This is a genomic window from Streptomyces sp. 130, from assembly GCF_007096885.1.
Lineage (GTDB): Bacteria > Actinomycetota > Actinomycetes > Streptomycetales > Streptomycetaceae > Streptomyces.
Map to the genome: position 1 here is coordinate 126,772 of NZ_VJNO01000006.1, position 24,529 is coordinate 151,300.

At 68.1% G+C, this 24,529-nt stretch carries 22 protein-coding genes and 2 pseudogenes; 14 read left to right on the forward strand and 10 right to left on the reverse strand.

Features of this window, described 5'->3' with window-relative positions:
* Positions 1-274 precede the first annotated feature (274 nt).
* Both FKN01_RS07795 and FKN01_RS07800 read right to left on the reverse strand, forming a co-directional pair.
* On the reverse strand, positions 275-1,465 hold the full coding sequence (locus FKN01_RS07795) for an IS110 family transposase (protein WP_143617812.1): 1,191 nt from the start codon (positions 1,463-1,465) through the stop codon (positions 275-277).
* Positions 1,466-1,643: 178 nt separating this feature from the next.
* Positions 1,644-2,126 (reverse strand): hypothetical protein, encoded by a 483-nt coding sequence (locus tag FKN01_RS07800; protein WP_143617814.1) that lies wholly within the window; start codon positions 2,124-2,126, stop codon positions 1,644-1,646.
* A gap of 348 nt (positions 2,127-2,474) precedes the next feature.
* On the opposite strand from FKN01_RS07800, the gene FKN01_RS07805 reads away from it, so the two are divergent.
* The 5 genes and pseudogenes from FKN01_RS07805 (at position 2,475) to FKN01_RS07825 (ending at position 7,131) form a co-directional block, all read left to right on the forward strand.
* The gene (locus tag FKN01_RS07805; RefSeq protein ID WP_143617816.1) at positions 2,475-2,912 is read left to right on the forward strand and encodes a hypothetical protein; all 438 of its coding nucleotides are present in this window, start codon (positions 2,475-2,477) and stop codon (positions 2,910-2,912) included.
* A 73-nt stretch (positions 2,913-2,985) separates the two neighbouring features.
* Complete coding sequence (locus FKN01_RS07810; RefSeq protein ID WP_143617818.1) at positions 2,986-3,735, forward strand: ATP-binding cassette domain-containing protein; 750 nt, start codon at positions 2,986-2,988, stop codon at positions 3,733-3,735.
* Complete coding sequence (locus tag FKN01_RS07815) at positions 3,732-4,967, forward strand: hypothetical protein (protein ID WP_143617820.1); 1,236 nt, start codon at positions 3,732-3,734, stop codon at positions 4,965-4,967. Before FKN01_RS07810 ends, FKN01_RS07815 begins: the two co-directional genes overlap by 4 nt.
* Positions 4,964-5,536 (forward strand): hypothetical protein, encoded by a 573-nt coding sequence (locus FKN01_RS07820; protein ID WP_143617822.1) that lies wholly within the window; start codon positions 4,964-4,966, stop codon positions 5,534-5,536. The genes FKN01_RS07815 and FKN01_RS07820 overlap by 4 nt, the downstream gene beginning before the upstream one ends.
* A 138-nt stretch (positions 5,537-5,674) precedes the next feature.
* Positions 5,675-7,131 (forward strand): annotated as a pseudogene (locus FKN01_RS07825) (NF041680 family putative transposase).
* A gap of 1,179 nt (positions 7,132-8,310) precedes the next feature.
* Here FKN01_RS07825 and FKN01_RS07830 read toward each other — a convergent pair.
* The 3 genes from FKN01_RS07830 to FKN01_RS07840 all read right to left on the reverse strand — a co-directional run bounded on the left by FKN01_RS07830 (position 8,311) and on the right by FKN01_RS07840 (position 11,016).
* Positions 8,311-8,811: a very short patch repair endonuclease gene (locus FKN01_RS07830; protein WP_260696813.1), complete on the reverse strand. Its 501-nt coding sequence runs from the start codon at positions 8,809-8,811 to the stop codon at positions 8,311-8,313.
* A 614-nt stretch (positions 8,812-9,425) separates the two neighbouring features.
* A complete protein-coding gene (locus FKN01_RS07835; RefSeq protein ID WP_143618008.1) occupies positions 9,426-10,211 on the reverse strand; it encodes a hypothetical protein in 786 nt (261 codons plus the stop codon).
* Between the two features lie 118 nt (positions 10,212-10,329).
* Positions 10,330-11,016, reverse strand: a complete 687-nt coding sequence (locus FKN01_RS07840) for a DUF488 family protein (RefSeq protein WP_143617826.1) — start codon at positions 11,014-11,016, stop codon at positions 10,330-10,332.
* Positions 11,017-11,221: 205 nt separating this feature from the next.
* Between FKN01_RS07840 and FKN01_RS07845 the strand changes: the two genes are divergently transcribed.
* From FKN01_RS07845 to FKN01_RS07890, 8 genes are all read left to right on the forward strand, one after another.
* Entirely contained in the window at positions 11,222-11,845 is a 624-nt protein-coding gene (locus FKN01_RS07845) for an HAD-IA family hydrolase (protein WP_143617828.1), read from the forward strand.
* A 90-nt stretch (positions 11,846-11,935) separates the two neighbouring features.
* A complete protein-coding gene (locus tag FKN01_RS07850) occupies positions 11,936-13,138 on the forward strand; it encodes a helix-turn-helix domain-containing protein (RefSeq protein WP_143617830.1) in 1,203 nt (400 codons plus the stop codon).
* An 896-nt stretch (positions 13,139-14,034) separates the two neighbouring features.
* The gene (locus FKN01_RS07865; protein ID WP_143617832.1) at positions 14,035-14,922 is read left to right on the forward strand and encodes a glycosyltransferase; all 888 of its coding nucleotides are present in this window, start codon (positions 14,035-14,037) and stop codon (positions 14,920-14,922) included.
* Between the two features lie 101 nt (positions 14,923-15,023).
* The gene (locus FKN01_RS07870; protein ID WP_143617834.1) at positions 15,024-15,803 is read left to right on the forward strand and encodes an aminoglycoside phosphotransferase family protein; all 780 of its coding nucleotides are present in this window, start codon (positions 15,024-15,026) and stop codon (positions 15,801-15,803) included.
* Positions 15,800-16,531 (forward strand): glycosyltransferase, encoded by a 732-nt coding sequence (locus FKN01_RS07875; protein WP_143617836.1) that lies wholly within the window; start codon positions 15,800-15,802, stop codon positions 16,529-16,531. The genes FKN01_RS07870 and FKN01_RS07875 overlap by 4 nt, the downstream gene beginning before the upstream one ends.
* Positions 16,528-17,454 (forward strand): PIG-L deacetylase family protein, encoded by a 927-nt coding sequence (locus FKN01_RS07880; protein ID WP_143617838.1) that lies wholly within the window; start codon positions 16,528-16,530, stop codon positions 17,452-17,454. Before FKN01_RS07875 ends, FKN01_RS07880 begins: the two co-directional genes overlap by 4 nt.
* A complete protein-coding gene (locus tag FKN01_RS07885) occupies positions 17,448-18,062 on the forward strand; it encodes a hypothetical protein (RefSeq protein WP_143617840.1) in 615 nt (204 codons plus the stop codon). Before FKN01_RS07880 ends, FKN01_RS07885 begins: the two co-directional genes overlap by 7 nt.
* Positions 18,063-18,068: 6 nt before the next feature.
* A complete protein-coding gene (locus FKN01_RS07890; RefSeq protein ID WP_143617842.1) occupies positions 18,069-19,100 on the forward strand; it encodes a glycosyltransferase in 1,032 nt (343 codons plus the stop codon).
* Here the strand turns inward: FKN01_RS07890 and FKN01_RS07895 are convergent.
* The gene (locus FKN01_RS07895) at positions 19,097-20,182 is read right to left on the reverse strand and encodes a phosphotransferase (RefSeq protein ID WP_398931428.1); all 1,086 of its coding nucleotides are present in this window, start codon (positions 20,180-20,182) and stop codon (positions 19,097-19,099) included. The two genes, FKN01_RS07890 and FKN01_RS07895, sit on opposite strands and share 4 nt — an antisense overlap.
* A 172-nt stretch (positions 20,183-20,354) precedes the next feature.
* Here FKN01_RS07895 and FKN01_RS07900 point away from each other — a divergent pair, with 172 nt between their 5' ends.
* Positions 20,355-20,906, forward strand: coding sequence for a flavoprotein (locus tag FKN01_RS07900; protein WP_143618012.1), 552 nt, complete (start codon positions 20,355-20,357; stop codon positions 20,904-20,906).
* 57 nt (positions 20,907-20,963) lie between these two features.
* Here the strand turns inward: FKN01_RS07900 and FKN01_RS07905 are convergent, their stop codons facing one another.
* The 4 genes and pseudogenes from FKN01_RS07905 to FKN01_RS07920 all read right to left on the reverse strand — a co-directional run.
* Positions 20,964-22,352, reverse strand: coding sequence for a hypothetical protein (locus FKN01_RS07905; RefSeq protein ID WP_143617846.1), 1,389 nt, complete (start codon positions 22,350-22,352; stop codon positions 20,964-20,966).
* Between the two features lie 270 nt (positions 22,353-22,622).
* Positions 22,623-22,871 carry a hypothetical protein gene (locus FKN01_RS07910; protein ID WP_143617848.1) on the reverse strand — a complete coding sequence of 83 codons (249 nt, stop codon included), beginning with the start codon at positions 22,869-22,871 and terminating at the stop codon, positions 22,623-22,625.
* 20 nt (positions 22,872-22,891) lie between these two features.
* Positions 22,892-23,272, reverse strand: coding sequence for a hypothetical protein (locus tag FKN01_RS07915; RefSeq protein WP_143617850.1), 381 nt, complete (start codon positions 23,270-23,272; stop codon positions 22,892-22,894).
* A 102-nt stretch (positions 23,273-23,374) separates the two neighbouring features.
* Positions 23,375-24,316: pseudogene (locus FKN01_RS07920) on the reverse strand (mobilization protein); the annotation flags it as partial.
* Between the last annotated feature and the right edge of the window lie 213 nt (positions 24,317-24,529).

A 24,529-nucleotide genomic window follows, 5' to 3' on the forward strand; every position in this document is an offset into this window, starting at 1 on the left:
AACAGGTGTGGCAGGTGGGGGCTCAATCTTGATAACTCTCTGTGGCGGAGCCGGTGTCGTGTAGCGGCTCTGGGGGGGGTGCCCCTATGTCTTTGGTCAAGGTGGTCGGGTCGGTGTCGGGTGGGTCTGGCAGTGTGGCTGTCGTGAGTGATGATGTGTCTGTTCGCGGGTCTGCTGGTGAGGGCATGCGTCCGTGCGACTTTTGTGGTCACCCGGTCGTGATCGACTCGATCGACGAGCGTGACTGCCCGGTGTGTGGCGAGGGTGCTGAGGTTCAGCCCGAAGTAGCCGGCTGGGGTTCGTAGAAGGTTCCGTCGCGGAGCATCGCGAAGAGGACGTCGGCCCGTCGTCTGGCGAGGCAGAGCAGGGCTTGGGTGTGGTGTTTGCCCTGGGCGATCTTCTTGTCGTAGTAGGCCCTGGAGGTCGGGTCGCCCAGTGCGGCGAACGCGGAGAGGAAGAATGCCCGTTTGAGCTGCTTGTTTCCTCTCCTGGACGGTTGCTCGCCGCGGATCGACGAGCCCGAGCTGCGGGTCGCCGGGGCCAGACCGGCGTAGGCGGCGAGGTGGGCGGCGGAGGGGAAGCTGGATCCGTCGCCGACGCCGATGAGGATCCTTGCTCCGGTCCTGACGCCGATCCCCGGCATGGAGGTCAGGACCTTCGAAAGAGGGAGTGCCTCCAGCAGTTCCTCGATCCTCGCGGCTAGCAGTTTCCGCTGGTCAAGCACCGCTTGGAGCGAGCCGGCGAGGCTGGGAACGATCAGCGCGGCCGCGTCCGTGCCCGGGACGACGACGGTCTGCTCGTCCAGCGCGGTGAAGATGTCCTCGACCAGGCGCTCGGCCATCCGCAGAGCCTTCGGACGTATGAGTGTCACCAGCCTGCGGCGTCCGGCCTTGCGGATCTGGGCCGGAGAGCCGAACTGGTCGAGGAGCTTGAGGACGGCCGGGTGCTGCACTCTCGGGCCCAAGACCCGCTCCAGCGACGGGTGGATCTGCGTGAGCAGGCCCCGCAGCCGGTTGCTGATGCGGGTCGCTTCCCCGGCCAGGTCGTCGTCGAAGCCGACGATCATCTCCAGCTCGGCGATGGTCTCGTCCTCGAGATCGACCGAGCGGAGCGTGTGCGGCATGACGCGGGCCGCGTCCGCGATGACGAACGCGTCCCGGGCATCGGTCTTGGCCTCACCCGGATAGAGATCGGCGATCCGCCGCATCGTCAGCCCCGGCAGATAGGCGACCGGGCAGCCCATGTCCCGGGCCACCGCCAGCGGAAGGGCTCCGATCGAGGCCGCCTGATCGACGACCACGAGCACGGTTCCGTGCTTGGCCTGCAGCTTACCGAAGACCTCGCGGAGCTTCGGTTCGCTGTTGGGCAGCCGTTTGTCGAACGCCTTCTTCCCGGCCGGCGTGACAGCGGTGGCGTGGTGTTCGCCTTTGCCGAGGAAAGCGCCGATCTCGCTGACGTCAATCACACGCGTCCTCCGGTCGTTCCTGCCCGGCCGTCCCACGGCACCGATCGCCACATCCACATTACGAAGAGCCTCCCGACCTGCGAAAAGGCCGGTGGTCATGCCCCTAATCAGCGGTCTGTCGATGCCTCCGGAGCTGGTGACACCCCCCCCAGGCCATGCGTTCGACAGGGGGAGAAAGTCATGCCAACTCCGGAGGCCAGGCGCCCCATTGCGGGGCCACCAAGAAGGTAATGGGGGGGACGATCGTGACGGTGTGGCCCGGGTCGTCCGGCGCGAACCCGTCCTTGATCAACCATGTGGCGATGTTCGTCAGGTCCTCCGCCGTGAAACGGACGCTGTCGTGAGGGACGCGCCGGTCCAGCCAGGTCGGGATGTCCGCAGCCTGGATCAGGACCGTCCCGTCGGCGTTGAACTCCGGCGAGATGGTCGGCCCCTCCCAGACCGGCAGCCCGTCCCGGTAGATCACCAACTTGTGCCGCCAGGCCCGGACGCGGCCGAGCTGGGCGCAGCAGTTCCCGTCGGGCTGGATGAGGACGCTCGCCGTCGAGTTGTCGTCCAGGACCCGCGACCAGTCGACTTGCAGCAGCACATCCGCCTGGGCGACGGTCCCGCCGTCGCGGTCGATGATGGCCGCCTGGTGGCTCGCGCAGCCAACTGCCATGGGTGGGCACTCCTCACGCCGAAGGTGCCCGGCCCGCCCACAACCAGCGGCCCCGCAAGGGTAAGTCGGTCCTTCCTCGCACAAGCGGTCGCACTCTGCGAGCGTGCCGTCCAGGAGAGAACTCCGGATCGTGTGCGTGTGACTGAAAGTCGCGGCCCCATAGGACAAGATCAGGCCACGACCAAAAGCGATCGTTGGTCTCCTGAAGGCATCAGCCATAAGGTCACCCTGGTTGGCATGTGACAGGGACATGGTAGTCCGTTGGGTGCACATGCAGCTGCGGAGGGAGGGGAAGCACCCCCCTTCCGTACAGTCGGCCTCAACTCAGCAAACAGAATGGGAAGCACTGTGAAATCTCTCTACGCGCGTTCAACTTCCCTGAAGCCATCGATTCGCCGAGCCGCAGTGGTGCTGTTCAGTGCCGTGACAGTTATCGGCATATTCAGCAGTCCCGCACAGGCGGGCAGTTACACCAGTTACATGAAGGGGGTGCAACCGGGTTTTGAGTCCACCCGCTGGAGGGAGGAAACCTCTGCCACAACGACGACCATCAAGTTCACCGGCTGCACCAGCGACGGCAGCGTCGTGAACGTCACCATGGCGAAGGACATCGGCGGCGCTCCCGACACCTACTACACCAAGGCCGCGTACACAAAGTGCCTGGAGAGTAGCACTTCGACCTCCACGGGCACGTGGAATGACCACGGGGCCGGCAGTTACTACTTCATCGTCAACGATGGTGGCTTCAGTGTCGTCTCGGTCAAAAGCTTGACCGTCTCTTGGTGATTGCACTCTCCCCGGCCGCCCGCCCACTCGGACGGCCGGGGCCTGCTCTGTTCTGTCGATGAGGGTCACTTTCATGCCGTTGCACTACCAGTCCTGCACGTTCCGCTACAACCGTAGAAAACGCCCAGTCATCGACGAACTCGAACTGCGGTTTTCACCGGGCAACACCGTGCTCCTTGGCCCGAACGGAGCGGGCAAAAGTACGCTGCTCGCGCTGGGAGCGAGCGCAAACGCCCCCCAGAGCGGGGAGGTCCGCTTCGGGGATTTGCGATCAACGAACAGGAAGAGCCTGTCCACCTACCGCCGCAAGGTGTCCTGGCTCCCCCAGCGGAGCTCCACTCTCCCCGGACTGACATGCCGGGAACAGGTCGCGTATGTTGGATGGCTCAAAGGGATGCGTGAGCGAGACGCCTGGCGAGCCGCTCCAGCAGTAATTGAACGCGTCGGGCTCACAGCGAAGATGAAGGACAAGGTAAACACCTTGTCCGGAGGTCAGCAGCAGCGATTGGCGATTGCCCAGGCTCTCGTTCACGGTGCGGAACTGCTTCTACTTGACGAGCCCACCGTCGGCCTCGACCCCACTCAGCGCCGTCGCTTCCACGATCTTCTCGTGGAGCTTCGTGGGGCGGTGCATGTGATCGTGTCCACCCACGATATTGGAGATCTGGACGACGCCTTCGACGAGGTAGTGGTATTGGAAGGCGGTGTACCCCGATTCCAAGGAAGTGTAGCTGTGTTCGAAAGTCACGCTTCCATCGGGAGCGCCCCTGGCCGGCGCTTGGAAAGCGCATATTCGGCACTGCTGGGATCGGTGGAACAGTGATCTCGCTCGGAAATATCCGCGCCTCGTCAGCCCCCTGGCTGCTCATACCGGCCGCACTCTATATGAGCAGTTACGTCGGCGGAGACAACTTCTGGGGCGATCACAACTACGGCCCAGCCTCAGGTGAATTCGCCGCCTGGGGGATCACCGTGATCACACCGGCAGTTGCCGGATCCGCCGCCTGGGAGGCCGGCCGCCAGAAGGTACTCGGAGGCATCCGGGAAACCAGTGCACGCAATGTCGTGCAACAGTGGCTCTGGGCAATCCGACCTGTCATGGCCCTGCATCTGACCCTCGTTGCCGCCGCAATCGCCTTGGCCAAGCTCACGGTCGGCGTTTGGCCCGCCGGTGCCGGTCTGCTCGCCGTTGCGCACTTGCTCGTACTCCCCTGCGGCTGGATGATCATTGGCTGGGTAGTGGGACTGTTCTGCCCCCGGGCCGTTGCAGCACCGGCTGTCGCAGTTGGGACTTGGGCATGGCTGGCTGTTCCCCCCTCAATAAGCTCCCCTTCGTGGCGTCACCTGACTGGCTTCGAGACCGAAGGCTCTACTCTGACCGATACCCTTGATCCGCTTGTCTACTTCATTCCGTGGCTGGTCACGGCCGGGTTCGCAGGGGCTCTGCTTCTCATGGCCGGGGCACGACGCAGACCATGGCTCGTAGCTGCCAGCGCAGCACTCGTCGTAGGGACGCTCCTCGGCGGACGCAGCCTTGTAGCGGACTGGGGATTCAGCCCTCTGACAAAAGCTCGCCTCGGCCACACAGTGTGCATCGGCAGAGAACCTGCAGTCTGCGTGCCCGAAGAGTACGAAACCGATGCAGCAAAAATCCGCCTTCAAGCCTTGCCCGCCCTGAAGGCGCTAGGTGGCAGCGGGGTTCCCTTTCCCATGGCTTTGCGGTTGGCCTCTGCTGATCTCCCAGCAGAACCGGGCACTTGGCCTCTCTACTGGTCGCCAGATACCTCCCTTGAGCAACTCGATATCGACCTCGCTCGGTCTGCAGTCACTGGCACAGCAGCGTTGCACGGAGTGCGTGACTGTCGGCAACCATCGATCGCAGCAACTTGGGCTCTACTGAAGGTGGGGGTGAACGAGAAGAAAGTGCAGGAAAGCACTACTCCCCAGGAGTGGGCGCAATTGCTGCGCATTCGCGAACTGTCGGCTAAACAGCAGGCAAAATGGTTCACATCAACGGTTCAGGACCAAACACACTGTGTGGCAGGCATTACGTGAAGCTCTACTTCAACGTCGTACGGCGCTGGTGGACCGTGCTGGTGGCCACTGCGTTGCTCGGTCTGGTCTCCTGGAGCCTCGGTGGCACCGAAATTCCCGTCCCTGGCTTCATAGGCGGCATGGTTAGCATGCGCGTTGAGTACTTCGCTCCCCTACTGGTCATCGTCGCTGTCCTGTACTGCCTCGAACGTCGGCTGGAAGCTCCGGAGAGCACCGCGGCTGTGCGCCTGAGACGCTGGGATCTGGCCGCGGTTTCCCTCACAGCATTCCTCGGTCATGTGCTCGGCCTTTTCGTGGGCATGGACATACCTCGAAACCTGATGCTTCTCCTCGCTCTCGCTCTACTCGTTCGACAGTTCAGTAACGAGGCGGCAGCAGGCGGCGCCTGTCTACTGTTCCTACTCGCTACTGCTACCCTCGGCCGCTATCACCGGCCCTCGGGCCAGCCGACAGGCCAATGGTGGGCTCTTCCCCTCTACCCGCCTGGGAGTCTGACCGCTTGGGCAGTGACTCTGGCCATCTTCGGCTGCGGGCTGCTGTCGTCGGGTCGGAGCAGACGGCTCCGCTAGCTTGATCTTTAACCTTGGAGCCCGAACGCGACCTCGTACTTGATCACTCGGAGTGATAACTGCCGTACGTGCGGGCGGCCTTCGGCTGAGCATGTGATTCGACCAAGGAACACACAAGCTCAGCCGAAGGCCGTGGGGATGAGTCTGTCGCATCATGCTGTCCGGCAGGATCCGATTGCGGAACTGTCACGCTTCCGGGGTGAGTTCTACTCCTGTCTGGCCAGGCGTGCGGACGCGCTGTTCGAACTCGTGGACGCGGTGTTGTGCGCGGACGGGCCGGTCCGGTCGCTGGTGGAATTGTCACTGGTCGGCGAACATCGGCGTGGGCACGGCGGGCTCTACGACGCCCTGGCCGCAGGCCAGGTCGATGTGGCCCGACTGCGACGGGCCCTCGCTGCGGTGCCTCTGCCGCGGGCGGCGGACGGCCGGCTGGTCCTGGCCGTCGACCTCACCTGCTGGCTGCGGCCCAACGCCCACACCTCACCGCAGCGGGTCCTGTGCCATACCTATGGCCGGGGCAAGGACCAGCACATTCCCGTTCCCGGCTGGCCGTACTCGGTGATCTGCGCGTTGGAGACGGGCCGCAGTTCCTGGACCGCACCGCTGGACGCGCTACGTCTGGCACCGGGCGACGACGCCGCCACCGTCACCGCCCGGCAGATGCGCGAGCTCGTCGAACGGCTCATCACGGCCGGGCAGCGGAAAGACGGCGACCCGGAGATCCTGATCGTGGTGGACGCGGGATACGACGTGCCACGTCTGGCCTTCCTGCTCAAAGACCTGCCGGTCCAGGTTCTGGGCCGGATGCGCTCGGACCGCGTCCTGCGACGCGCGGCCCCACCCCGCGAGCTTGGAGTTCGGGGCCGCCCGCCCCGCCACGGCGGCGAGTTCGTGTTCGGTGACCCGGCCACCTGGGGCACCGCCGACGCGCAGACGGTGACCGCGACCCGTCTTACGGCACCACCGTCGCACGGGCCTGGGACCGGCTCCACCCGAGACTGACCCACCGCTCGGCCTGGACCGCCGAACTGGGTGCCCTGCCAGTCATCGATGGCACCGTGATCCGTCTGCAGGTCGAGCACCTGCCCAGCGGCGCGACGCCGAAGCCGGTCTGGCTGTGGTGGTCAGGCACCCACGCCACAACCGCCGACGTCGACCTGCTCTGGCAGGCATTCCTGCGACGCTTCGATATCGAGCACACCTTTCGACTCTTCAAACAGACCCTCGGCTGGACCTGCCCGAAGATCCGCAGCCCCGAAGCCACCGATCGCTGGACCTGGCTGATCGTCGCCGCGTTCACTCAGCTCCGGCTTGCACGCCCACTGGCGGCAGACCTCCGACGGCCGTGGGAGAAGCCGGCCCCGCCCGACAGGCTCACCCCCGCCCGAGTCCGCCGCGACTTTCGGCACCTCCGCACGAAGGCTGTCTGCCCAGCCGGCGCACCGAAAACCGCCCGGCCTGGCCCGGGACGCCCACCCGGCCGCAAGAACGACCAGCCCACTGCCCGCTATGACGTGCACACAGTCGGCAAACCAGGCTCCACCAGGCGACGAACGAAGAAGTCGATGACCCCACGCCCACGCCGCACAGGTTAAAGATCAAGCTTGGACAGGTTCCGAAAGTTCGGGATACCCAACTTCCGCTTGACCGCCGCTTCGTTCACGTAGCCCATTCCCTGACTCCGTCCGTCGTCCCGTGAGGATCCTGGATAGTAGCGGTCCCCACCGACAAGCCGCTCTTCCTCGTCTTCGGGCTGCTCGCCACGACTCTGTGAGCCGTACCGGGGGCAGGCGTACCCACTGGGCGCCAGTCAACGGCACGCCCCGACCGATGGTCGCATGGTCGGGAGAGCACGACGGCAGGAACCACCTCATCTCCGAAGGCCGGTCACGGTCGAGACCTGGAGCCGGCCCCGGGTCGAATCCGCCGAACGAGGCATTGGAGGCTCCTCGTAGTGGACATCATTCAGGCAGCGACTGTTGCGCGGCCGGCTCCCCCTGCCCGTGCACGAGACGGCGACCCCTTGCACCCCCGTCGCCCGGATGGCCTTGAGCAGGTCGACGGTCGCGACGTCAGGGGAGACACCCCACAGCACGTTCGAGCCCAAGATGATCACAGCAGGTTGCTCCGTCTTTGGGCGGCATGCAACGGGCGGGGCGGACCTCGCAGGCTCGAAGCGGCCTCGTCGACGGTTCTCGATCACACTGCTCCTTTGACGGCTGGACTTCCCTACGCACTGGGCGCACCGACGTGACTCCACCGGCGTGAGACTCCCTACGGGTGGAGGCGCTGCGTACTACGGGGAGCCATGACGCGCCAGAGTTCCGGTGCCGAACCGACTCAGGGCCGTGACGCTCATTTGACGCTCCGGGCGTCTGACGGCTCTCATCCGGGACCTAAAAGCATCTCTGACCTGCTGCTTTCCCGCTCGCCTCCAGGCCCACATCTTTCCGATGACGCACCACGTGGAGTGCGTGGCGATTCTGGAGCCGGTGAAGAAGGACGCGTGATTTGGGGTTTTGTGGGTGCGCGGTATGTGCCGTGTGGGCGTTACGGGCGATATCTTGACGCTGAGATGACGCTCGTGACGCTCATTTGACGCTCGTTCTGATGGGGTGTCAGCCCAGGGCTGGGTCGCCCAGGTCGTTCTCCTCCCTGTCCTGCTGACTACGCAAGGCGTCTTCTACGTCCACTGGGTGGCGCTGGGCGTTGTGGCGGCTTCGTTGCGGCTGAGAGCCCCGTCCCGCGTGTGTTCGGATGCCGCACACGCTCCTCTACGAGCCCTCGGTCGCCCGTTCCGACACGGGCGACCAGGTGCTGATGGCCAGGGCGCGGGGATGCCCCCGGGTGGCGAGCGCCGCCGCCACCCGCTCGACCGCGCCGTCGACGGTCTCGTGTTCCCAGATGCGGAGGGGCAGCCAACCGATCAGCGTGAGGTGGGCATCGGTTTCCTCGTCGCGGCGGGCATTTCCCCGAAGCTTCTGCCGCCACCATTCCGAGTTGTGCCGGGGCATATGCAGGTGACTCGGGCAGGCGTGCCAGAAGCAGCCCTGTACGAACACGGCGGTGCGCCACTTCGTGAACGTGACGTCGGCGCGACGACGCGGCATGCCGACGATCGGCAGGTCCACGCGGTAGCGGAAGCCCAATGAGTGCAGAGCCCGGCGAAGCGCAAGCTCCGGAGCCGTGTCCCGGCTTCGCTGGGCGACCACGACCCTCCGCGCGTTGGCGTCGCGCGGCGCCGGCGTCCCCCTGCGGCGTCCCTGGATTCTCACGCCTGATCAACCATCGGGGCGCCTCGCCGTTACGGGCGTCGTACCGGTGATCCGCCCGGGCCGTTCACGACCGCTGCTCATGCTGCGACCGAACTCGGCATCGTGCTCCTTCCCGGTTTCACCGAGGGGTTGTGGGCAGCGGTCGGACGTGATTGTGCGACGGGCAGGCCTCAGGAGCCGGATAGCAGCGCCGTGACCGTGGATTGAACGAGTTGGGCCGCCGCGAGGACGCTGGGGATGGCTCCGGGCCGACCGCGCTGAAGATCTGGGGCGGACACAGAGGGGCGTCATCTTCAGGCCGAATCGAGTGCTTGGGGGCGGTCGGCGGCCGTCCCTGAACTTCCTCCGAAGCTTGGGAGTCGGACACGCGGTCCCACGTGCCGGCTGTGCCGCTCCTCCGATTGTCATTGAGGAACTGTGCGTAACCGAAGAAAGCTTTCCGTCTTGCTCTTCGTAGGACTCGACCTGCGGCCAAGTGCTTTAGAAGGCACTTGGTGGATCGGGAAGGATCATCCCTCTGACCTGCTGTTTTTCCCTTAGGCTCAGTGAGCTGGCCCGGATTTCCGGCGTTCTCGGGACGGACGGCTCGCAAGGGAGCCGACGGGGTTGGTGCGTCACACGGAGAACAGGTCGCCCTGGACGAAGTCGACCACATGCCGCTGGGGGTAGAACAACCCGAGCAGCATGAAGGTCCGCGGGTGGGCGGCGATGTTGCCGACGAAACAGTGCACGGCCTTGTCCGGCGTCACCATGCGGTCGAACCATCGTTCGCGCAGCTTGTCCAGGACGGCTCGCTCGCCGTACTTCTGGAGGAACTTCCGATAGGACTGTCCAGCCTCCCAGTCCTTGAGCCCCATGTGGTGTCCGGGGCAGTCATCGTCGACGCAGCGCAGGCGGTAGCGGAACTCGTACGGGACCCAGTCGAGGCGCCGTAGATCCTGGTCGAAGAGATCCAGCTGGTCTGCGAGTGCGGCCTTACCCGCCGGCCACGGCTCCGCCGCCTCCAATCGGAAGTCGGTGATCTCTGCCGGACGGAACACACCGAGTGACGTTCCGTTCGCCTCCTGGTCACGCTTGATGGCGCACAAGGAGCGAGCGACCAGTGGTTCGATGTGTGCATACCGCTGCTTCCAGCCGTCGGAGGTCGGTAGATGATCGACGACGCTCAGCGTTTCGAGGTTGGGGCGCAGGCTCTCGGGACGTCTGTCCTTGGGGTGAGGCCGGACATCGACCTCGACGATCGAGTACTTCTGGAACTGGGCCTCCTGCTGCAGGAGTCGGAAGGGGACCGGGAAGAGACGCACGTGCTGTGGCGTTCCCTGATCCAGCCGGATGCCTGCGACGCAGCTCGTCTCTCGGTACTTGGATGAGAGCTCCGGGTACGTCTTGACGGTGATCATGATTCGAGCCCGTTGCCAGTTCTCGGCCACGCTTCCCCCTCCGATGAATCGCCCCGATTCAGATGGGAAAGGAGGGACGGCCCCCGGTCAAGACCGCAGACATGGGGAACCGTTGATCTCAGGCCAGCGGTCGCACATCTACCGAGGTCCGCTTTCGGACGGTGTCCAGAACGACCTTCCGGTGGCATCGCTCCTCGTCCTTTTCGAAGCACAACACCGCGACGCGTGACTGGGCGGCGTGCTCGGCCAGGCGGTCGAGGTCCGACTGTGCTTCGTCCGACCGCAACACGCTTCGGAAGCGGGCCCGTCCCACGCTCACGCGACCGTCCCAGAAAGGAGCCCTGTTGTCCTTGGGGTTTCCCAGGGCGCGCAGATGGGTGTACTCGATGCCGGCCTCGGCGAGTGCCTGCCCAAGTCGTGTCTTGCTGAAGCCGGGTTTGCGGCTGATCGGTGTGAGCCTGACGTCGGCCACGACCTGGATGTCGCTTTCGAGGAGTGATGAGACGAAGGAGTCGATGTTCCGGCCTTCATAGCCTGCCGACCAGAGTCCAGGGGCGGGCCTCGCTTCGCGGAAGAGCGCGTCGAGAGAGACGTTCAACGCTTCCGCGACGGCTCCCACCGTGAAGAATCCTGGCTGGATCGCACCTTCGCTTTCCAGCCTCCTGAGCGTGCTCAGGCCGATTCGGGCCTCCGACGCGAGGCGCTTCGGTGACCATCCCCGTGCCTCGCGAAGTGCCTTCACTTGTCGTGCGAGCGCACGAGAATGAGTGGGGTCAAAGCTGTTCGCTGAAAGTCGACCGGCCATGGGCTGTGATCCTAACGGGACTCGAACTAGACCGTACTGCCACCCTGTTCAACTCGATCGAGAGGCTTCCGTCACCAGTTCTGTTGGGCAGTGCGCACCCTTCGCGTGAGTCCCCGTTCACGCGATAGCGTCCTCGTACGAGTCCGATCTCGGAAGGGACGTTCAGCCGGTGGCGCACAGGAACACGGCCGATGGGCAGGAGCCGATGGGACTGATCCTCGACTTCGCCGGGGTACTGACGGCTAGCCCCATCGAGGTCCATCGGACCTGGTGCGTGTCGGAGGGACTGGAACCTGGAGCGTGGCGGGCAACGCTCAACGATCACCCCGAAGGTCGGCGGCTGTACGCGGCGCTGGAGATCGGGGCTATCGGGCAGACCGAGTGGAACGAGGGCACAGCGGCGCTGCTGGGAGAGCACGTGGACCCCGTGAACCTGATGGGACGGGCTTGGGCCAATGTTCCTCCGGCGCGTCGGATGATCGCGCTCGCCCGTGCCGCGCGGGCCGCCGGCCACCGGCTCGCGCTGTTGTCGAACAGCTTCGGGCTCGATCCGTTCAACCCGTACGAGCACGTGGGTATCTGGGACCTCTTCGACGTGCACGTCGTGTCCGAGCTGGAGGGGCTGGCGAAGCCGGACCCGGCTATCTACCGGCTCGCGCTGGAGAGGATCGGGTTGCCTTCCGAGCGGTGCGTGTTCGTGGACGATCACGAGGTGAACCTGCCGCCGGCTGCCGAGCTGGGCATCACGACCGTTCACGTCACCGACGAGGACAGGGCCGTGGCGGAGCTGGAGGCTCTTCTCGGCGTCACAGCTGTGCTCACGGTCTGAGCGTCAACTGCCGCCTGGCCGAAGGCTGTCCGCCGCCCCATTTCTGTGAGTACTGTCCATGTGGGGCCCATCACGCGTAGGTTCTGGAGCATGCAGTGGTCGGAGTACACCACCTCTGAGCGCTTGAAGGCGCTGCGCGGTGCCATGACGCAGGAGCAGTTAGCGGAGGCGGCCGGTGTGTCCGTCGGCGTCGTCCGCAAGCTCGAACGTGGCGGGTCGGCTTCCCTGCCGTCGCTGCTGTCGATCGCCGACGCGCTCGGTACGGACATCGCCGTGCTCCTCGGGCAGCAGGCGCCGCGCCGCTCCATGGACCGCGACGAGAGGGCCGCGCTGCGCCTGGTCTCCGCAGCGACCCACGACGCTGCCATCGGCATCCCCGCCGAGGTCGAGCCGGGAAGCATCGAAGAACTTCGGGCGGTCGTTCGTCGCGCGGACGCCGCCTACTGGGAAGGGCGGTACATCGAGCTCGGTACCCTCCTCGGACGGCTCCTTCCAGAAGCCCGCGCCCGGTTCGACGCCGCCGGCCTCGATGAACGGGAGGCCGCCGCCGGAGTCCTGATCGACACCTTCCAGACCGCGGGCATGGCCGCCAACGTGCTTGGCTCGCGAGACCTGGCGTACGCGGCGTTGACGTACGGGCGGCAGATCGCCGTCCAGGGCCGTGACGAACTGCGCGACGCCCATCTCGCCGCCACGACCGCGTGGGTCAATCTCCGTGATGGGCGCACCAAGCAGGGCTTCCTCCTCGCGGCGGCCCAGGCCGACCGGATCGAGCCCAAGATGAGCGAGCACGACCCGGATCGGCTCAGCGTCTACGGCCAGCTCGTCACGAACGCCGCCGTCGCCGCCTCCCGGGGCGGGGCGAGCGCGGACCACGCCCGTGAGTACCTCTCCCAGGCGCACGCCGTCGCAGCCCGCATCGGAGACGAACACGCCCGCGGCTCGCACGCTCAGCCGTACGGGCCGATGTACGCCGCCACGCAGGCGATGAGCATCGCGGTGGCGCTCGGCGACACAGGTGGCGCTCTGCGCCTCATGGACACCGTCCGCTTGGACGCCAGCGTGCCTCTGGCCACCCGTGCCCGCTTCGGCTTGGACGTTGCTCTCACCCAGGTGGAATGCCGACGGTGGGAGGCCGCCGCCGACACCCTCCAAACGGTGTGTGAGACGGCTCCCGGCTGGGTGCGCCACCAGATGCTGCCCGGCGTCATCATCAGCAGGCTCGCCGGCGTGTCCGTCAACCGACTGCGCGGGCTGGCCAACTCCGCCGGTGTCCCGCTCGGGGTGCGCTGAGGAACGGGCCGCAGTACCACGGTCCGTAGTAGCTCCGCGGGTGCCGCCGGCATGACTGCTACGGGCCGTGCCAGCCCCACGGCGGAGTCCGCGACCGCTGCCACGGGACGTGGCAGTCGAGCCCGGTACGAGGTTCCTCCGCTGTGACGGGCCGTGCCTGGGCTCATGCATCGCAGGCCACCAGCCTGGAGGCATGCCGAACAACCCGCCCGGCGGCCTCGGGCCCGTACCCGTTGCCGTCTACTCCTGCGCCACCACCTCCACCGCCCTGGGCGAGAGCGAGGAGCATGGCCGCTACTACGCCGACGCCCGGCACTGGCTCGTCGCCGGGGCCTGGTCCGACGCCGACCCGGCGCTGCCGCTCGCTGAGCGGCCGGGGTGGCAGGCGGTCACGGCCGCCCTGTCCGCCGGGATGATCCGAGGCGTCGTCGTCAGCGGCCCGGCGCATGTCGCCTCTGACGCGGCTCAGTTCGCGGCCCTCGGCGTGCTCCTCCGCGATCGGGGAGGGTTCGTCGCGGACGCGTCGAACGGCACCCCGGGCCGCCATACGCCCGGTCAGGCCCGACGCCGCCGCGACCTCGCGGACGCGGCCTCCGGCTGGTTCGGACAGACCGACACGCACCACGAGGGCACCTCGTTAGCACCGAGCGTGCGTGGGTCGGCGACCTCGTCAGGGACGGAAACGGACGGCGGGCGATCGTCACCGACGTCCGTGCCGGCGGCACCGTGTGGGTGCTGCGGCCGCCGACCGGGGGAGGGCCCTGCTGGGAGACCGACGACCCCGAAAGCCTCCAAATCCTCGCCCCCTCCGGCGGCGGGGACAACCGGTGAGCTTTCGCGTTCACCGGCCCGTCCCTCACTCCCTTCCGTGCACCACGCCTGAAAGGCGACGTCCCGTGTACGCGTTCGGTCTCTGCATCGACCAGCAGTACCTCGTCCCCGGCCTCGCCGCGATCGCGGGTCTGGCCGACAGCCTCACCCCCGTCGCCCGCCGCCCTGCGGCGGTACGGGTGCTCACCCTCGACCTCGCCCCGACGCAGGCCCTGCTCCTCTCCGACTTCGCCAAGCGGACCGGCTTCGCCTCCTTCGACCTTCGGCGCTGCGTCCCGCTGCGCGCCTCGCGCATGGCGGACGCCTCGTACATCACCGTCACCACCTACCTGCGGTTCGAGTTCACGCCCGACTTCGTCCGCCGGCCTTACCTGATCTACGTGGACGCGGACGTGCTCGTACGCGGAGACATCACCGATGCGCTCGGATCCCTCCGGGAGGACGAGATCGGCGCCGTACGTGACGAGTTCAACCCGGCCGTAGGTGAGTGCCCGGCGCTGCCCGGGGCCGCCGAACGCTGGCCCCACCTGCGCGGCCGTCCCTACTTCAACGCCGGCGTTCTCTGGACCCGCACCGGCCACATGCCCGTCGTCCGCAAGGGCGTCGAGCACGCGCTCATCCACGGCCGCCGCCACATCCTCCACAACGACCAGGACGCCCTGAACCTGTGGCTCCTGCACTCCGGCCGCGTGCGGCCGGTAGCCGCCGGGCTCAACAGGTTCGAGACCGGCCGGTTCCTGGAGCGGGGCAACTGGGTACGGCGGGTCGTCACCCGGTCGCTCAGGCCGGACCCGGCCGCGGCTCTCGTGCACTTCGTCGGCCCGGAGAAGCCCTGGCAGGTTGACTGTCCCGTCACCGAGGAGGTGGCCGAGTACCGGCGGCACCTGGCGGTCGCCCTTCGGCACGTCCGCCGCCTGGGTGCATTCGGGGCGGAACCGGCGGGTGCGTGGTGAGCACGACGAACGTACCCGCGGCCGTTGCGCGGGCCGCCCTCGGTCTCGTGGGAGTTTCGGTCCGTGCCGCACACCACCTGTCGGCACGGTCGAGGACGGTCGTGTACCGGGCCTTCCTGGCCGACGGCCGGAGCGTGGTGGTCAAGCTGTACGCGGTCACCGCCCGCCGCAATGCCGCGACCGAGGCGGCGGCGGTCCGGGCCGTCACCAAGTACGTCCCCGTGCCCGTCGTCCTGGCGCACGGACACGTGCCCGGTCACGAGGTGACCGCTCTCATCATTGCGGACCTCGGCCCGCTCACCCTGGGAAGCGCCGTACGGTCCGGCCGGGTGGGCGACGAGCGAGCCCTGAGAGACCTCGGCGGCCTGCTCGGCCGCCTTCACCGGGCCCCGGTCCAGCCGTGGGCTCCGCGCCGGCCGCTCCATGAGCAGGTCACCTCGATCGGCCGTCGCTGCCCGCCCAGCGCTCTGGACCGCATCGCGCCTGCCCTGGCCGCCATCACCGATGCCCCCACAGCCGCGCCGGTGTGGTGCCACGGCGACCTGCACGGCGACAACGTCGTGCTCGCCGGGCCCCGAGCCGTCCGCCACCTCGTCGACTTCACCGACGCCGCAGCCGGCCCCCGCGAGTCCGACGTGGCCCAGACCCTGGTCATGACCGGCGCCATCGCCTCCGCCCGGGTCCGCACGGTCACCGACGCCTATCCGCTCGCCTTGGACCACCACCAGCTAGCGGCCTGGGCCGTCTTCCACACGATGCGCTGCTGGGCCCACTCGGAACCCGGCGACGACCGCGCCCGGTGGGCCGGCCGCCTGGACGAGCTGAGCCGCCGGACCCCGCACCTCTTCCGCGTACCCCGTACCGAAAGGACGTACCGATGACCACCCCTGCCTTGTCGGTGGTGATCCCCGCCTTCAACGAGGTCGCCTACCTGCCCCGCTACCTGCCCTCCGTCCTCGCCTCCCTCGCCCGCTGGGAGGAGGTCACCGGCCGCACCGGGGAGGTGATCGTCGTCGACAACGCAAGCACCGACGCCACCGCCGACATGGCAGCCTCCTTCGGCGCCCGCGTCGTCACCGAGTCCGTCCGCAACATCGGCCGGGTACGCAATACCGGCGCGAGCGCCGCCCGCAGCGGCCGGCTCTTCTTCACCGACGCCGACGTGGCGCTGCCCCTGGAGGCGGTCAGCGCCGCCGCTGCCGCCATGGACGCCGGCGCCGTCGGCGGCGCCATCCCGCCGCTCTACACGCCCGAGCGGCTCGGAGCCCGCCTGCTGTGCGCCTACTGGGACCACTACCGCGCCCGGCGCGGCGGAGCCCAGGGCGTCAACCAGTTCTGCACTGCCGACGCCTTCCACCACGTCGGCGGGTACCGGGACGACCTGTTCATGAGCGAGGACGTGGAGTTCTTCGTCCGACTCAGCGCCCACGGCCAGGCCAGCGGACGGCCCGTGGCGATCCTCGACGACCTGCGCGTACGCCCGTCGACCCGCCGCTACGACCAGTGGTCGAGCCTGCGGATGCTCTGGTGGCAGAACCCCATCACCGCCCGCCTGCGGCTCCGGTCGCCCCGCATGTGGCGCCACTGGTACGAGACCACCGTGCGATGACGAAGGAGACCCCCGTGCGGCCCGAGCCCAAGACCCTGCCCGCCGTCGGCCTGCCGGTTCCGGACGGCAGCGGCATCTACACCTTTCCCGACGACCTCCACCGCGCCCACCGGACGCACACCCAGCAGCTCGCCGCCCGCCACCGGGCCACGGACCACCGCGTCCTGGAGGTGACGGCGCCCCACACCCGCGTCCCCTACTACGTCGAGGCCCGCACCCCCGCCGGCCGCCCGGTCCTCGTCATCGAACCCCACCACGACGACTTCGCCCTCTCCGCCTCGGGTGCCTTCCTCGTCAGCCCCCGACCGCTGACCGTAATCACCGTCTTCACCCGCTCCCGGAGTGTGCACCCCGCCCTGGAAGCCACGTACGCCGACGTCGACACGGTGTCCGAGCTGCGCGACCGCGAGGGCGCCGCCGCGCTCGCACCGTTCGCTGCCCGCCGACTCCTCCTCGGACACAAGGACGCCGAGCCGCCGTACGGGCCCTACGACCCCGAACGGCTCGACCGGGTCACCGAGGAGCTGCGCCGGATCGCCGCGCTCCACCCCGACGCCGAGCTCCTCGCCCCCGCCGCCGTCACCCGTCACCCCGACCACCTCCTCGTCCACGAGGCCGCCGTCCGCCTCGGCTGCACCTGGTTCTGGGAGGACCTCGCGTTCTGGTCGACGTACGCGCTCGCCGGATGCGACCAGCACCTGTTCCGCACGCGTACGGGGGCGGCCATGCGGCCCGAGCTGGTCGACATCACCGACGTCGTCCTGGACAAGGTCACCGTCCTGAGGATGCACGGCTCGCAGATGCACCCGGCCCGGAAGATGTACCGGCCGATCCGGCACGCCTTCACCACGGCGGCCGACCTCGTCGACGGGCCCGGCCCGTACGCCGAACGCTTCTACCGGACGGAGTCGCCGGCGTGCTGATCATCGCCCTGGAGGGGCCCTCCTACGCCGGCAAGTCCACGGCGATACGCCACCTCCGCCGCACCGCCCTCGGCTCACGGGCGTACGTCTCGGACTGCTACGTCAAGCACATCGCCCACCGCGACGACATCCCTCCGGCCCGCACCGACTCGGCACCCGCCCAGCTCGCCGCCTTCGAGAGGTTCATGGAGATCGAGGCGACCCGAGTCGTCGAGGCCACCGCGAGCAGCAGGCAGTTCGTCGTCCTCGACCGCTCCGTGGACACCCTCCTTGCCCACGCGTACGCTCTGGACGCCCTGTTCGGGTACGGCGTGCACCACCAACTCCGCCACCGGCTCCAGACGCTGCCGTTCCTGCGCCCCGATCACACCCTCTACCTCGATGTACCGGCCGAGACGCTCCACCTCCGCCGGAAGACCGCCGGCCACACCGCCGCCGAGTCCGAGTACTTCCTCCACGAGCCGGGCTTCCTCCGCCACGCACGCGACTACTTCGTCCACACGGCCCGTCGGCCCATGACGCGAGAGCTCACGGTCCTCGCCGCCGACGCCGACCCGGACGAAGTCGCCCGGGCCGTGGAAGCCCTCGTCGGTTTCTGGACGAGGTGACCGCCGGTGCCCACCGCACTCTTCGCCTGGCGCCGCACCCCGCCCCCCTTCCTCATCGGCGGCGCCGAGGTCACCCAGCAGCTCCTTGCCGAAGAACTCGCTGCCGCGGGCTGGCGCGTCACCTACCTCGGCTCACACGAGGCGCCATGGGACGGAGCCACCCAGCTCCCCGACATGCGCGCCCATCTCGACAGGCATCGCGTCCCGTACGACGAAGCGGACGACACCCTGCGCTACCGGTGGAACGGGGTCGAGTGCGCGGCGTTCACACAGAACAACGTGGAGCACGCACTGGGCAGCCTCCTGGGGGAGATTCGCCCCGACGTTGTGTTCACCGCCCAGGAAGGATCAGCGAAGCTGGCCGAACTGGCGAAGCCGACCACCCTCGTCGCCGGCCTGCTCCACTCCGTCTCCGCCACCGGCCTGGGCGTGCTCACCGGCCGCCCCCACTACGGACTTGCCGTGTCGAAGTTCGTCCGCGACCGGGCACCCCGCACGCCCGGCACCCGCATCGACGTGGTGTACCCGCCGTTCGCCCGCCCACGACCGGCTACGGACACGGAGCGCACCCCAGCCGTACTGATGGTCAACCCCATCCCCGCCAAGGGCGCCGAGCTGCTGCACCAGCTCATCCGCCTCATGCCGGAACAGCCCTTCACCCTGGTCGAGGGCTGGTGGGACACGTCTGCCGACTTCGCGGCCTATCCGAACGTCAGGTACGTGCCCCGTGTCTACGACATGGAGCCGCTGTACCGTAGCCACCGCCTTCTGCTGGTCCCATCCACCGTGGAAGACGCCTTCCCCCGCGTGATCGTCGAGGCCGCCCTCCACGGCGTCCCGACCATCGGTACCAACCGGGGCGGGATCCCCGAAGCCATCGGCGACGCCGGAATCGTCCTGCCTGCCACTGCCGGCCCCGAGGCGTGGGCGCGAGTGATCCGCGACGTGGACTGCGAAGCGCTGGGGGAGCTGGCACGGGTCAGAGCGACACGTTTCACCCGCCCGTGCCTCCCAGAGCTCCGGGAACTGGGGATCTAGAGAGCGCCGCCGAACGCCCGCTCCACCTCGTCGAGCCGCTCCGTCCACCAGTGGAGGAGCGCCTCGTCGGCGATGAACAGGTCGTCGCAGGAGTGGTCGCCCCGGTCGTAATGGAATTCGAGCTGCCAGAAGTCCGTCATCCGCTTCCACCACAGACGGCGTGCGCCGTCGAGCAGCGCGGCCGGCTCCAACGGGACCACCGACCGGTAGCCGCTCACGAAGGCCGCCACCCGCTCCAGGTCGAAGACGCCCTCCACCCCGAACTGCACCTGTGCCGTACGGACGACCTCCTCGGCGTACGGGCGGACGCCCAGCCGGTCCCAGTCCAGGACGGCCGTCAGCTCGCCGTCGGCCCAGAGGAGGTTCCGGTACTGGAAATCGCCGTGCGTCCAGCCGTACGGCCCTGCGGGAACGTCCCCCGCAGGGCACAGGGCCGCGTACTCGGCGAGCAACACCCGACGCTTGGCGAGGGCGTCGAGCGCCGCCGCGTCGAAGGAGTCGCCCGAACCGTGGGCCCGCGCAGCAGTGGCGAGCCGGTCGGCCTTTTCCGACGCCCGTTCCGGAGTGACGACGTCCGCGGTGAGGCTGTCGGGAACGGCAGCGAGGGCGCCGATTTCGGCGGCGTGGCGGAGCGCCAGGTGGAGCTTGGCGAGGACTGCGCCGAGCCGCCGCACCTGAGCGATGGGGAGGTCAACGCCACGAACGTGTGCTCCTCGGGCCCATGGGAACAGGCAGTACCCGCTCCCACCGACCTCGACCACGACCCCACCCGACGAGCCCACCACAGGGACGATCACCGGAATGCCGGCCTCAGCCAGGGCTGGCAGCACGGCAAGATTGCGGCGCAACCTGTCGAGCGGCACATCCGTGACCCGCTTCAGAGCGAAGATCCCTCTCGGCGTGTCCAGCTGCCAGTTCACGTTCATGAGGCCGTCAGCCAGATGACGCCAGTCGACGACGTCCCCGAGGTCGAACTCCTTGATCAGTTCCGCAAGATCATGGGAGGGAATGCGGTGCCTGCTCGCCACATGCGCGTTGGTCACCTTGGCGACGATACGTGAGCGGGGCACCCGGGCGCACAAGGATCACCGCGCGGCACCGGGCATCCGTGGTCCGGCCGGAGCTTGTACTCAGACACCGTGCCCTTCGTGCAGGTGGCAGGGGGCTTCTCCGGCCCGGCCCCCTACGCGAATGCTGGCAGCTAGGGTCTGGATCGTGACCACAGAGGAGCGCGTCGACGAGGGGGGCACAGTCATGAACGACCGGCCGACAAAGCTGTTCCTGTATGTCGTCGTCTGCGCCGCCGGCATCGCGGGCGACGCACACAGGCTGATCAGCGCCGCGCAGGAACAGGGCTGGGGCGTCGGCGTCGTAGCCACCCCCCAGGGCCTCGGCTTCCTCGACACCAAGGCGATCGAGGCCCAGACCGGCTACCCGATCCGCTCGGCGTGGCGGAGTCCCGGCGACCCGCGCCCCCTCCCGCCCGCAGACGCCATCGCCGTCGCGCCTGCCACGTTCAACACGATCAACAAGTGGGCCGCCGGCATCGCCGACACCCTTGCGCTGGGCATCCTGTGCGAGGCGTACGGGATGGGTATCCCGACGGTCGTCCTGCCGTACGTGAACGCGGCCATGGCCGCACACCCGGCGTACGACCGGAGCCTGAACCAGCTGCGGGAGATGGGCGTGCTGGTCGGGTCGTACGAGCCGCACCGGCCGAAGGCGGGCGGGGGAGCGGACCGCTTCCGGTGGGAAGAGGCGCTGGAACTGCTGGAGGGCAGGGGCGCAGGTCTCTTCGGACGGTGATCCGAATCGAGGCCCGCGCGCCTGTCGTCGGACGGAGAGGACCGGGCGGATCTTTCGTCAGTGGGCGGAGCCCGGGTGCGGCTCCTCCTCCTGTCCCTGTAGCAGTCGCAGGGCGAGGACCGAGCCGTCGGCGTGGACGGAGACCGGGCCGCCCCAGTCCTTGTCGTAGGTGAGGTGGGGGCGGGCGTGGCGGCCAGCGTGGACGAGGGCCCGGTACTCCTTAATGTCGCCCCTGGCGAGGAGTCGGAAGACCTCCTCGTCCACGCCGGAGAACGCCTCGACGCGGGGGCCATTGAGGCGGAAGACGTGGTCGGTGCCGACGTACGCGGTGCCGAAGAGAGTGTGGGCGGCGTCCTGGATGCTCATGGCGGCCGCGTGTTCGAGACCGGTGAAGCGTTTGCGGCCCTGCCGGTCGGTGAGGTGGCGGGCGGTGGCGTGGCCGGAGCCGGTGAACGCCATGAGGCCCGCCGCGGTGGTGTGGGCCAGGGACTCCTGGAACCAGGCGTAGTCCTTCGGCTGGACGTGGCAGCCCCGTACGGGCTCCGGCGTTACCAGGCCCTCGGTGGGCGGGTGGATGTCCGGCATCACGTTCGCCTGGAACGGCGGTGCGTTCAGGTTCGGCTCACGACCTTCCGCGGGGGACAGCCGTCCGCCGCTGCCGGGTGCCTGGAGGGTGTAGACGGTCATCGTGCCGCCGTCCGTCGGGAGCTGCGTGCTGAACAGCAGGCCGGGGGTCTCGTTCCACGCGCCGATGTGGACCGCCTCGGCGTGGGCCGAGGCGGAGGCCAGCTGGTCGGCGGAAGTGGCGGCGTCGCCGTGGTTGCCCTTGCAGGCGAGGGGGATGGCGAGGGACGGCTCGCCCGGCCGCCAGACCTCCGCGAAGTACTGCGGGCGGTAGCGGTACTTCACCTTCTCGCCCTTGTCCCTGCTTGTGAGGGCCCAGCCCGCGCGTAACACCGTGTCGGCGGGGACGATCGTCACCGAATGGTCGGGGAAGCGGCTGCGCAGCACGTGCTCCGCGAGGGTCAGCGCGAAGCCGATGCCGAGCTCGCCGGACTGCAACGACTTGTAGTGGCCCGCGATGCGGTGGCCCTCGTCGGTGAGACCGAGGAAGGAGCCCCTGCCGCCGGCCAGGGCCTGGGTGTACTTCAGCGCGCCCCAGTGCTCCGCCAGTCCCCGTCCCGCGCCACGCCACGAGAGGGCGGTGGCCCGGGCGAGGGTGTGGAGGACGTCCCAGAGGGTCACTTCGAACTGCCGGGGCAGCTCCGTCGACGGGATCGGGACGAGGGCGGGCTTTCGGCGAAGCGGCTCGTCCTCGTTCTCCTTCCGCTTCTTGTCGTCCGCCGCGATGGCGGCTTCCACCTTGCCGACGAGTGCGTCGTCGGAGTGGATGGAGATGTTCGACGGCTGGGTCAGGTCCTGGAGCACTTCCTCGGTCGGCTTCAACAGCTCTCCTTCACGGTGTCCGAGGGTGGTTCGCCATCGGCTGGACCGTACGGAAGGCAGGAGCGGCGCACGCAAGTGCGCAGGGGCGCGTGGTCTGGACTTCGGCACGGCGGCGGACAGTGTGCAGCCGGTGGCAGGGAAGACCCCCGCCACCGGCTGGTTGTTTGCATGGAGGACCTGGCCCGTTCCTGCTATCTCTCTCGGGTCATGAATCGGCGCCTGCGGCGACGATTCCGCACAGGCGGTCGTATTCGAGCATGTCCTCGTGGGTCATGAACTGGACTTGGCGAGTTCGGTGAAGGCTGCTTTGGCTTCGGTTCCTGCTTCGGGATCGTGGATACGAACGCCGGCGGCCTGGGATTCTTCGAGAGTCGCGTCATCGGCGATTGCCTGCTCTTCGTCGGTGAAGGGGCGGCTGTCGAGATGACGGAAGGTGCGGGTGCCCCACGGTCGGTCGAAGTCCGTGTCGAACAGCAGGGCCATGACGTGGGGGCGGGGCGCGGGGGAAGGGGTGGGCATGGAGGTTTCCTTGTGACTGGTCAGAAGGTGTACGGGGTGAAGGGGAGAGCGGGTTCGATCATGAGCTTGAGCAGGCGGTCGAACTCGGCTCGTTCGTCCTCCGTCATGAGGGAGTGGGCGTTGCCGAGGTTCTTCTCGTCGAGCTGTTCCATGAACGGGGCGAGGAAACGCTGGATGGCTTCGGGTGCTTCCTCGTGCGTCCGGAGGTACTCCAGGTAGCGCGAGTGCTGGGACTTCAGCTCTTCGAGGTCGGCACGGGTGGCCTTGAAGACCGCTTCTCGTTTTTCCGGGGAGAAGAGGCGGCCGTCTCGGTGGGACCAGGCGCCGGTTTCACGGAAGTGCTGGAAGTTCGCGTCGCAGAGCAGGGCGACGATCTCGGGGCGGGCTTCGGACGGGGGCATGCGGGATTCCTTCCGGGGGTTGGTCGGAAGGTCAATTGTTGGGAGAATCGCCGGTTAGGCTAACCGGCGATTCTGGGCTATCTTTCCGCCTCGTTTCGCGGGTCAGCGCTGCCTTCGGGTGTCGTTCGAGGGCCTGGCGTCGAGGTGTGCCACACGTTGCTGCGAGGAGGCGGTAGCGCTGCCTCGTCCATGCGTGCTTCGGGAGTTCTGGGGGTCGGCGGGAAGGTCGGCCATCCGTCGTAGCCGCCACACGAGCACGTCACTCATGCGCGCCGCCGTGTCCAACTCCCTCCGGGCGGCTGCCTGCACCAGCAGAGCGGTGGGGCTGTGGCCGGTGGTCCGGACTTCGTCGAGGGTGGCTGCGAGGGCGGGCCATCCGCGTTCGGCGAGGACCTGGTCGGCCAGCTCGGGCAGGGCTTGGCGCAGGCTGGCGACGTGATGGCGTTGCCAGGCAGGGGTCAGGTGGCTGCCCCGCTGGTGGAGGAAGGCCATGGGGTGGTCGGCTGCGGCGCGGAGGTGCGCGGCGGCCCGGTGGGCGGCTTCGGCCTGCTGGAAGTGCTGCTTCCAGGCATGCCAGTGGGCGCCGGCGGTGACCAGGAAGAACAGCATGTCGATGACCATGGCTGTCGTGGCGCCGTCCTCGCCCCGGCCGAGGGCCGGACCGCTGTGGGCGAGGTCGTGGGCGGCTCGGCGCAGGGCGTGATCGTGGCCGCGCGCGGCGCGGATGTGGGAGCGGGAGGCGCGTTCGAAGGAAGATGCTGCGGCCTGGAGTTCGTGGCGGGTGTGGGCGGCGGAGGTTTTGGCGAGGGAATCGAGGACTTCCCCTGTGGCGGCCATCTGCGCGGCGATCACACCGTCGTCGCTCTGGTCGATGACGAGCAGGGCTTGCCAGGCGGCCGTCGTGGCGCGTCGGCGTGCGGACGCGGGCCCGGTCACCCACGGCTGGGACGGCTCCGGGGAGGGCACTTCCGCGGACGTGGTCCAGCGTTCACGGATCCGGGGCAGCGAGAGGTCCGGGGCGAGCTTGGAGTCCGAGTAGAAGACCTGTCATCGCCAAGCGCCTGACGGCCTGGTTTCCCGATTCCTGCGTCGTCGGGGTGAGGGCAGGGTACGCGTGCCCTGCCCTCACGAGCTTCCGGCGCGGCCCGCGTGGCCGCGTCGGCTGGTCGGAAGGGACTCCGGGGTGCTGCGACCCATCGGGTTCATGGGCTCGTTGACGTCGTCAACGAGGTGGCTCTTGGAGTGGCTGGGGGCATC

What these genes read in the sequence shown, in the direction of transcription:
- FKN01_RS07800 (WP_143617814.1), bottom strand. Translation starts at nt 2,126, where the DNA reads ATGGCAGTTGGCTGCGCGAGCCACCAGGCGGCCATCATCGACCGCGAC.
- FKN01_RS07845 (WP_143617828.1), top strand. Translation starts at nt 11,222, where the DNA reads ATGGGACTGATCCTCGACTTCGCCGGGGTACTGACGGCTAGCCCCATC.
- FKN01_RS07835 (WP_143618008.1), bottom strand. Translation starts at nt 10,211, where the DNA reads ATGATCACCGTCAAGACGTACCCGGAGCTCTCATCCAAGTACCGAGAG.
- FKN01_RS07875 (WP_143617836.1), top strand. Translation starts at nt 15,800, where the DNA reads ATGACCACCCCTGCCTTGTCGGTGGTGATCCCCGCCTTCAACGAGGTC.
- FKN01_RS07900 (WP_143618012.1), top strand. Translation starts at nt 20,355, where the DNA reads ATGAACGACCGGCCGACAAAGCTGTTCCTGTATGTCGTCGTCTGCGCC.
- FKN01_RS07840 (WP_143617826.1), bottom strand. Translation starts at nt 11,016, where the DNA reads ATGGCCGGTCGACTTTCAGCGAACAGCTTTGACCCCACTCATTCTCGT.
- FKN01_RS07910 (WP_143617848.1), bottom strand. Translation starts at nt 22,871, where the DNA reads ATGCCCACCCCTTCCCCCGCGCCCCGCCCCCACGTCATGGCCCTGCTG.
- FKN01_RS07880 (WP_143617838.1), top strand. Translation starts at nt 16,528, where the DNA reads ATGACGAAGGAGACCCCCGTGCGGCCCGAGCCCAAGACCCTGCCCGCC.
- FKN01_RS07850 (WP_143617830.1), top strand. Translation starts at nt 11,936, where the DNA reads ATGCAGTGGTCGGAGTACACCACCTCTGAGCGCTTGAAGGCGCTGCGC.
- FKN01_RS07915 (WP_143617850.1), bottom strand. Translation starts at nt 23,272, where the DNA reads ATGCCCCCGTCCGAAGCCCGCCCCGAGATCGTCGCCCTGCTCTGCGAC.
- FKN01_RS07810 (WP_143617818.1), top strand. Translation starts at nt 2,986, where the DNA reads ATGCCGTTGCACTACCAGTCCTGCACGTTCCGCTACAACCGTAGAAAA.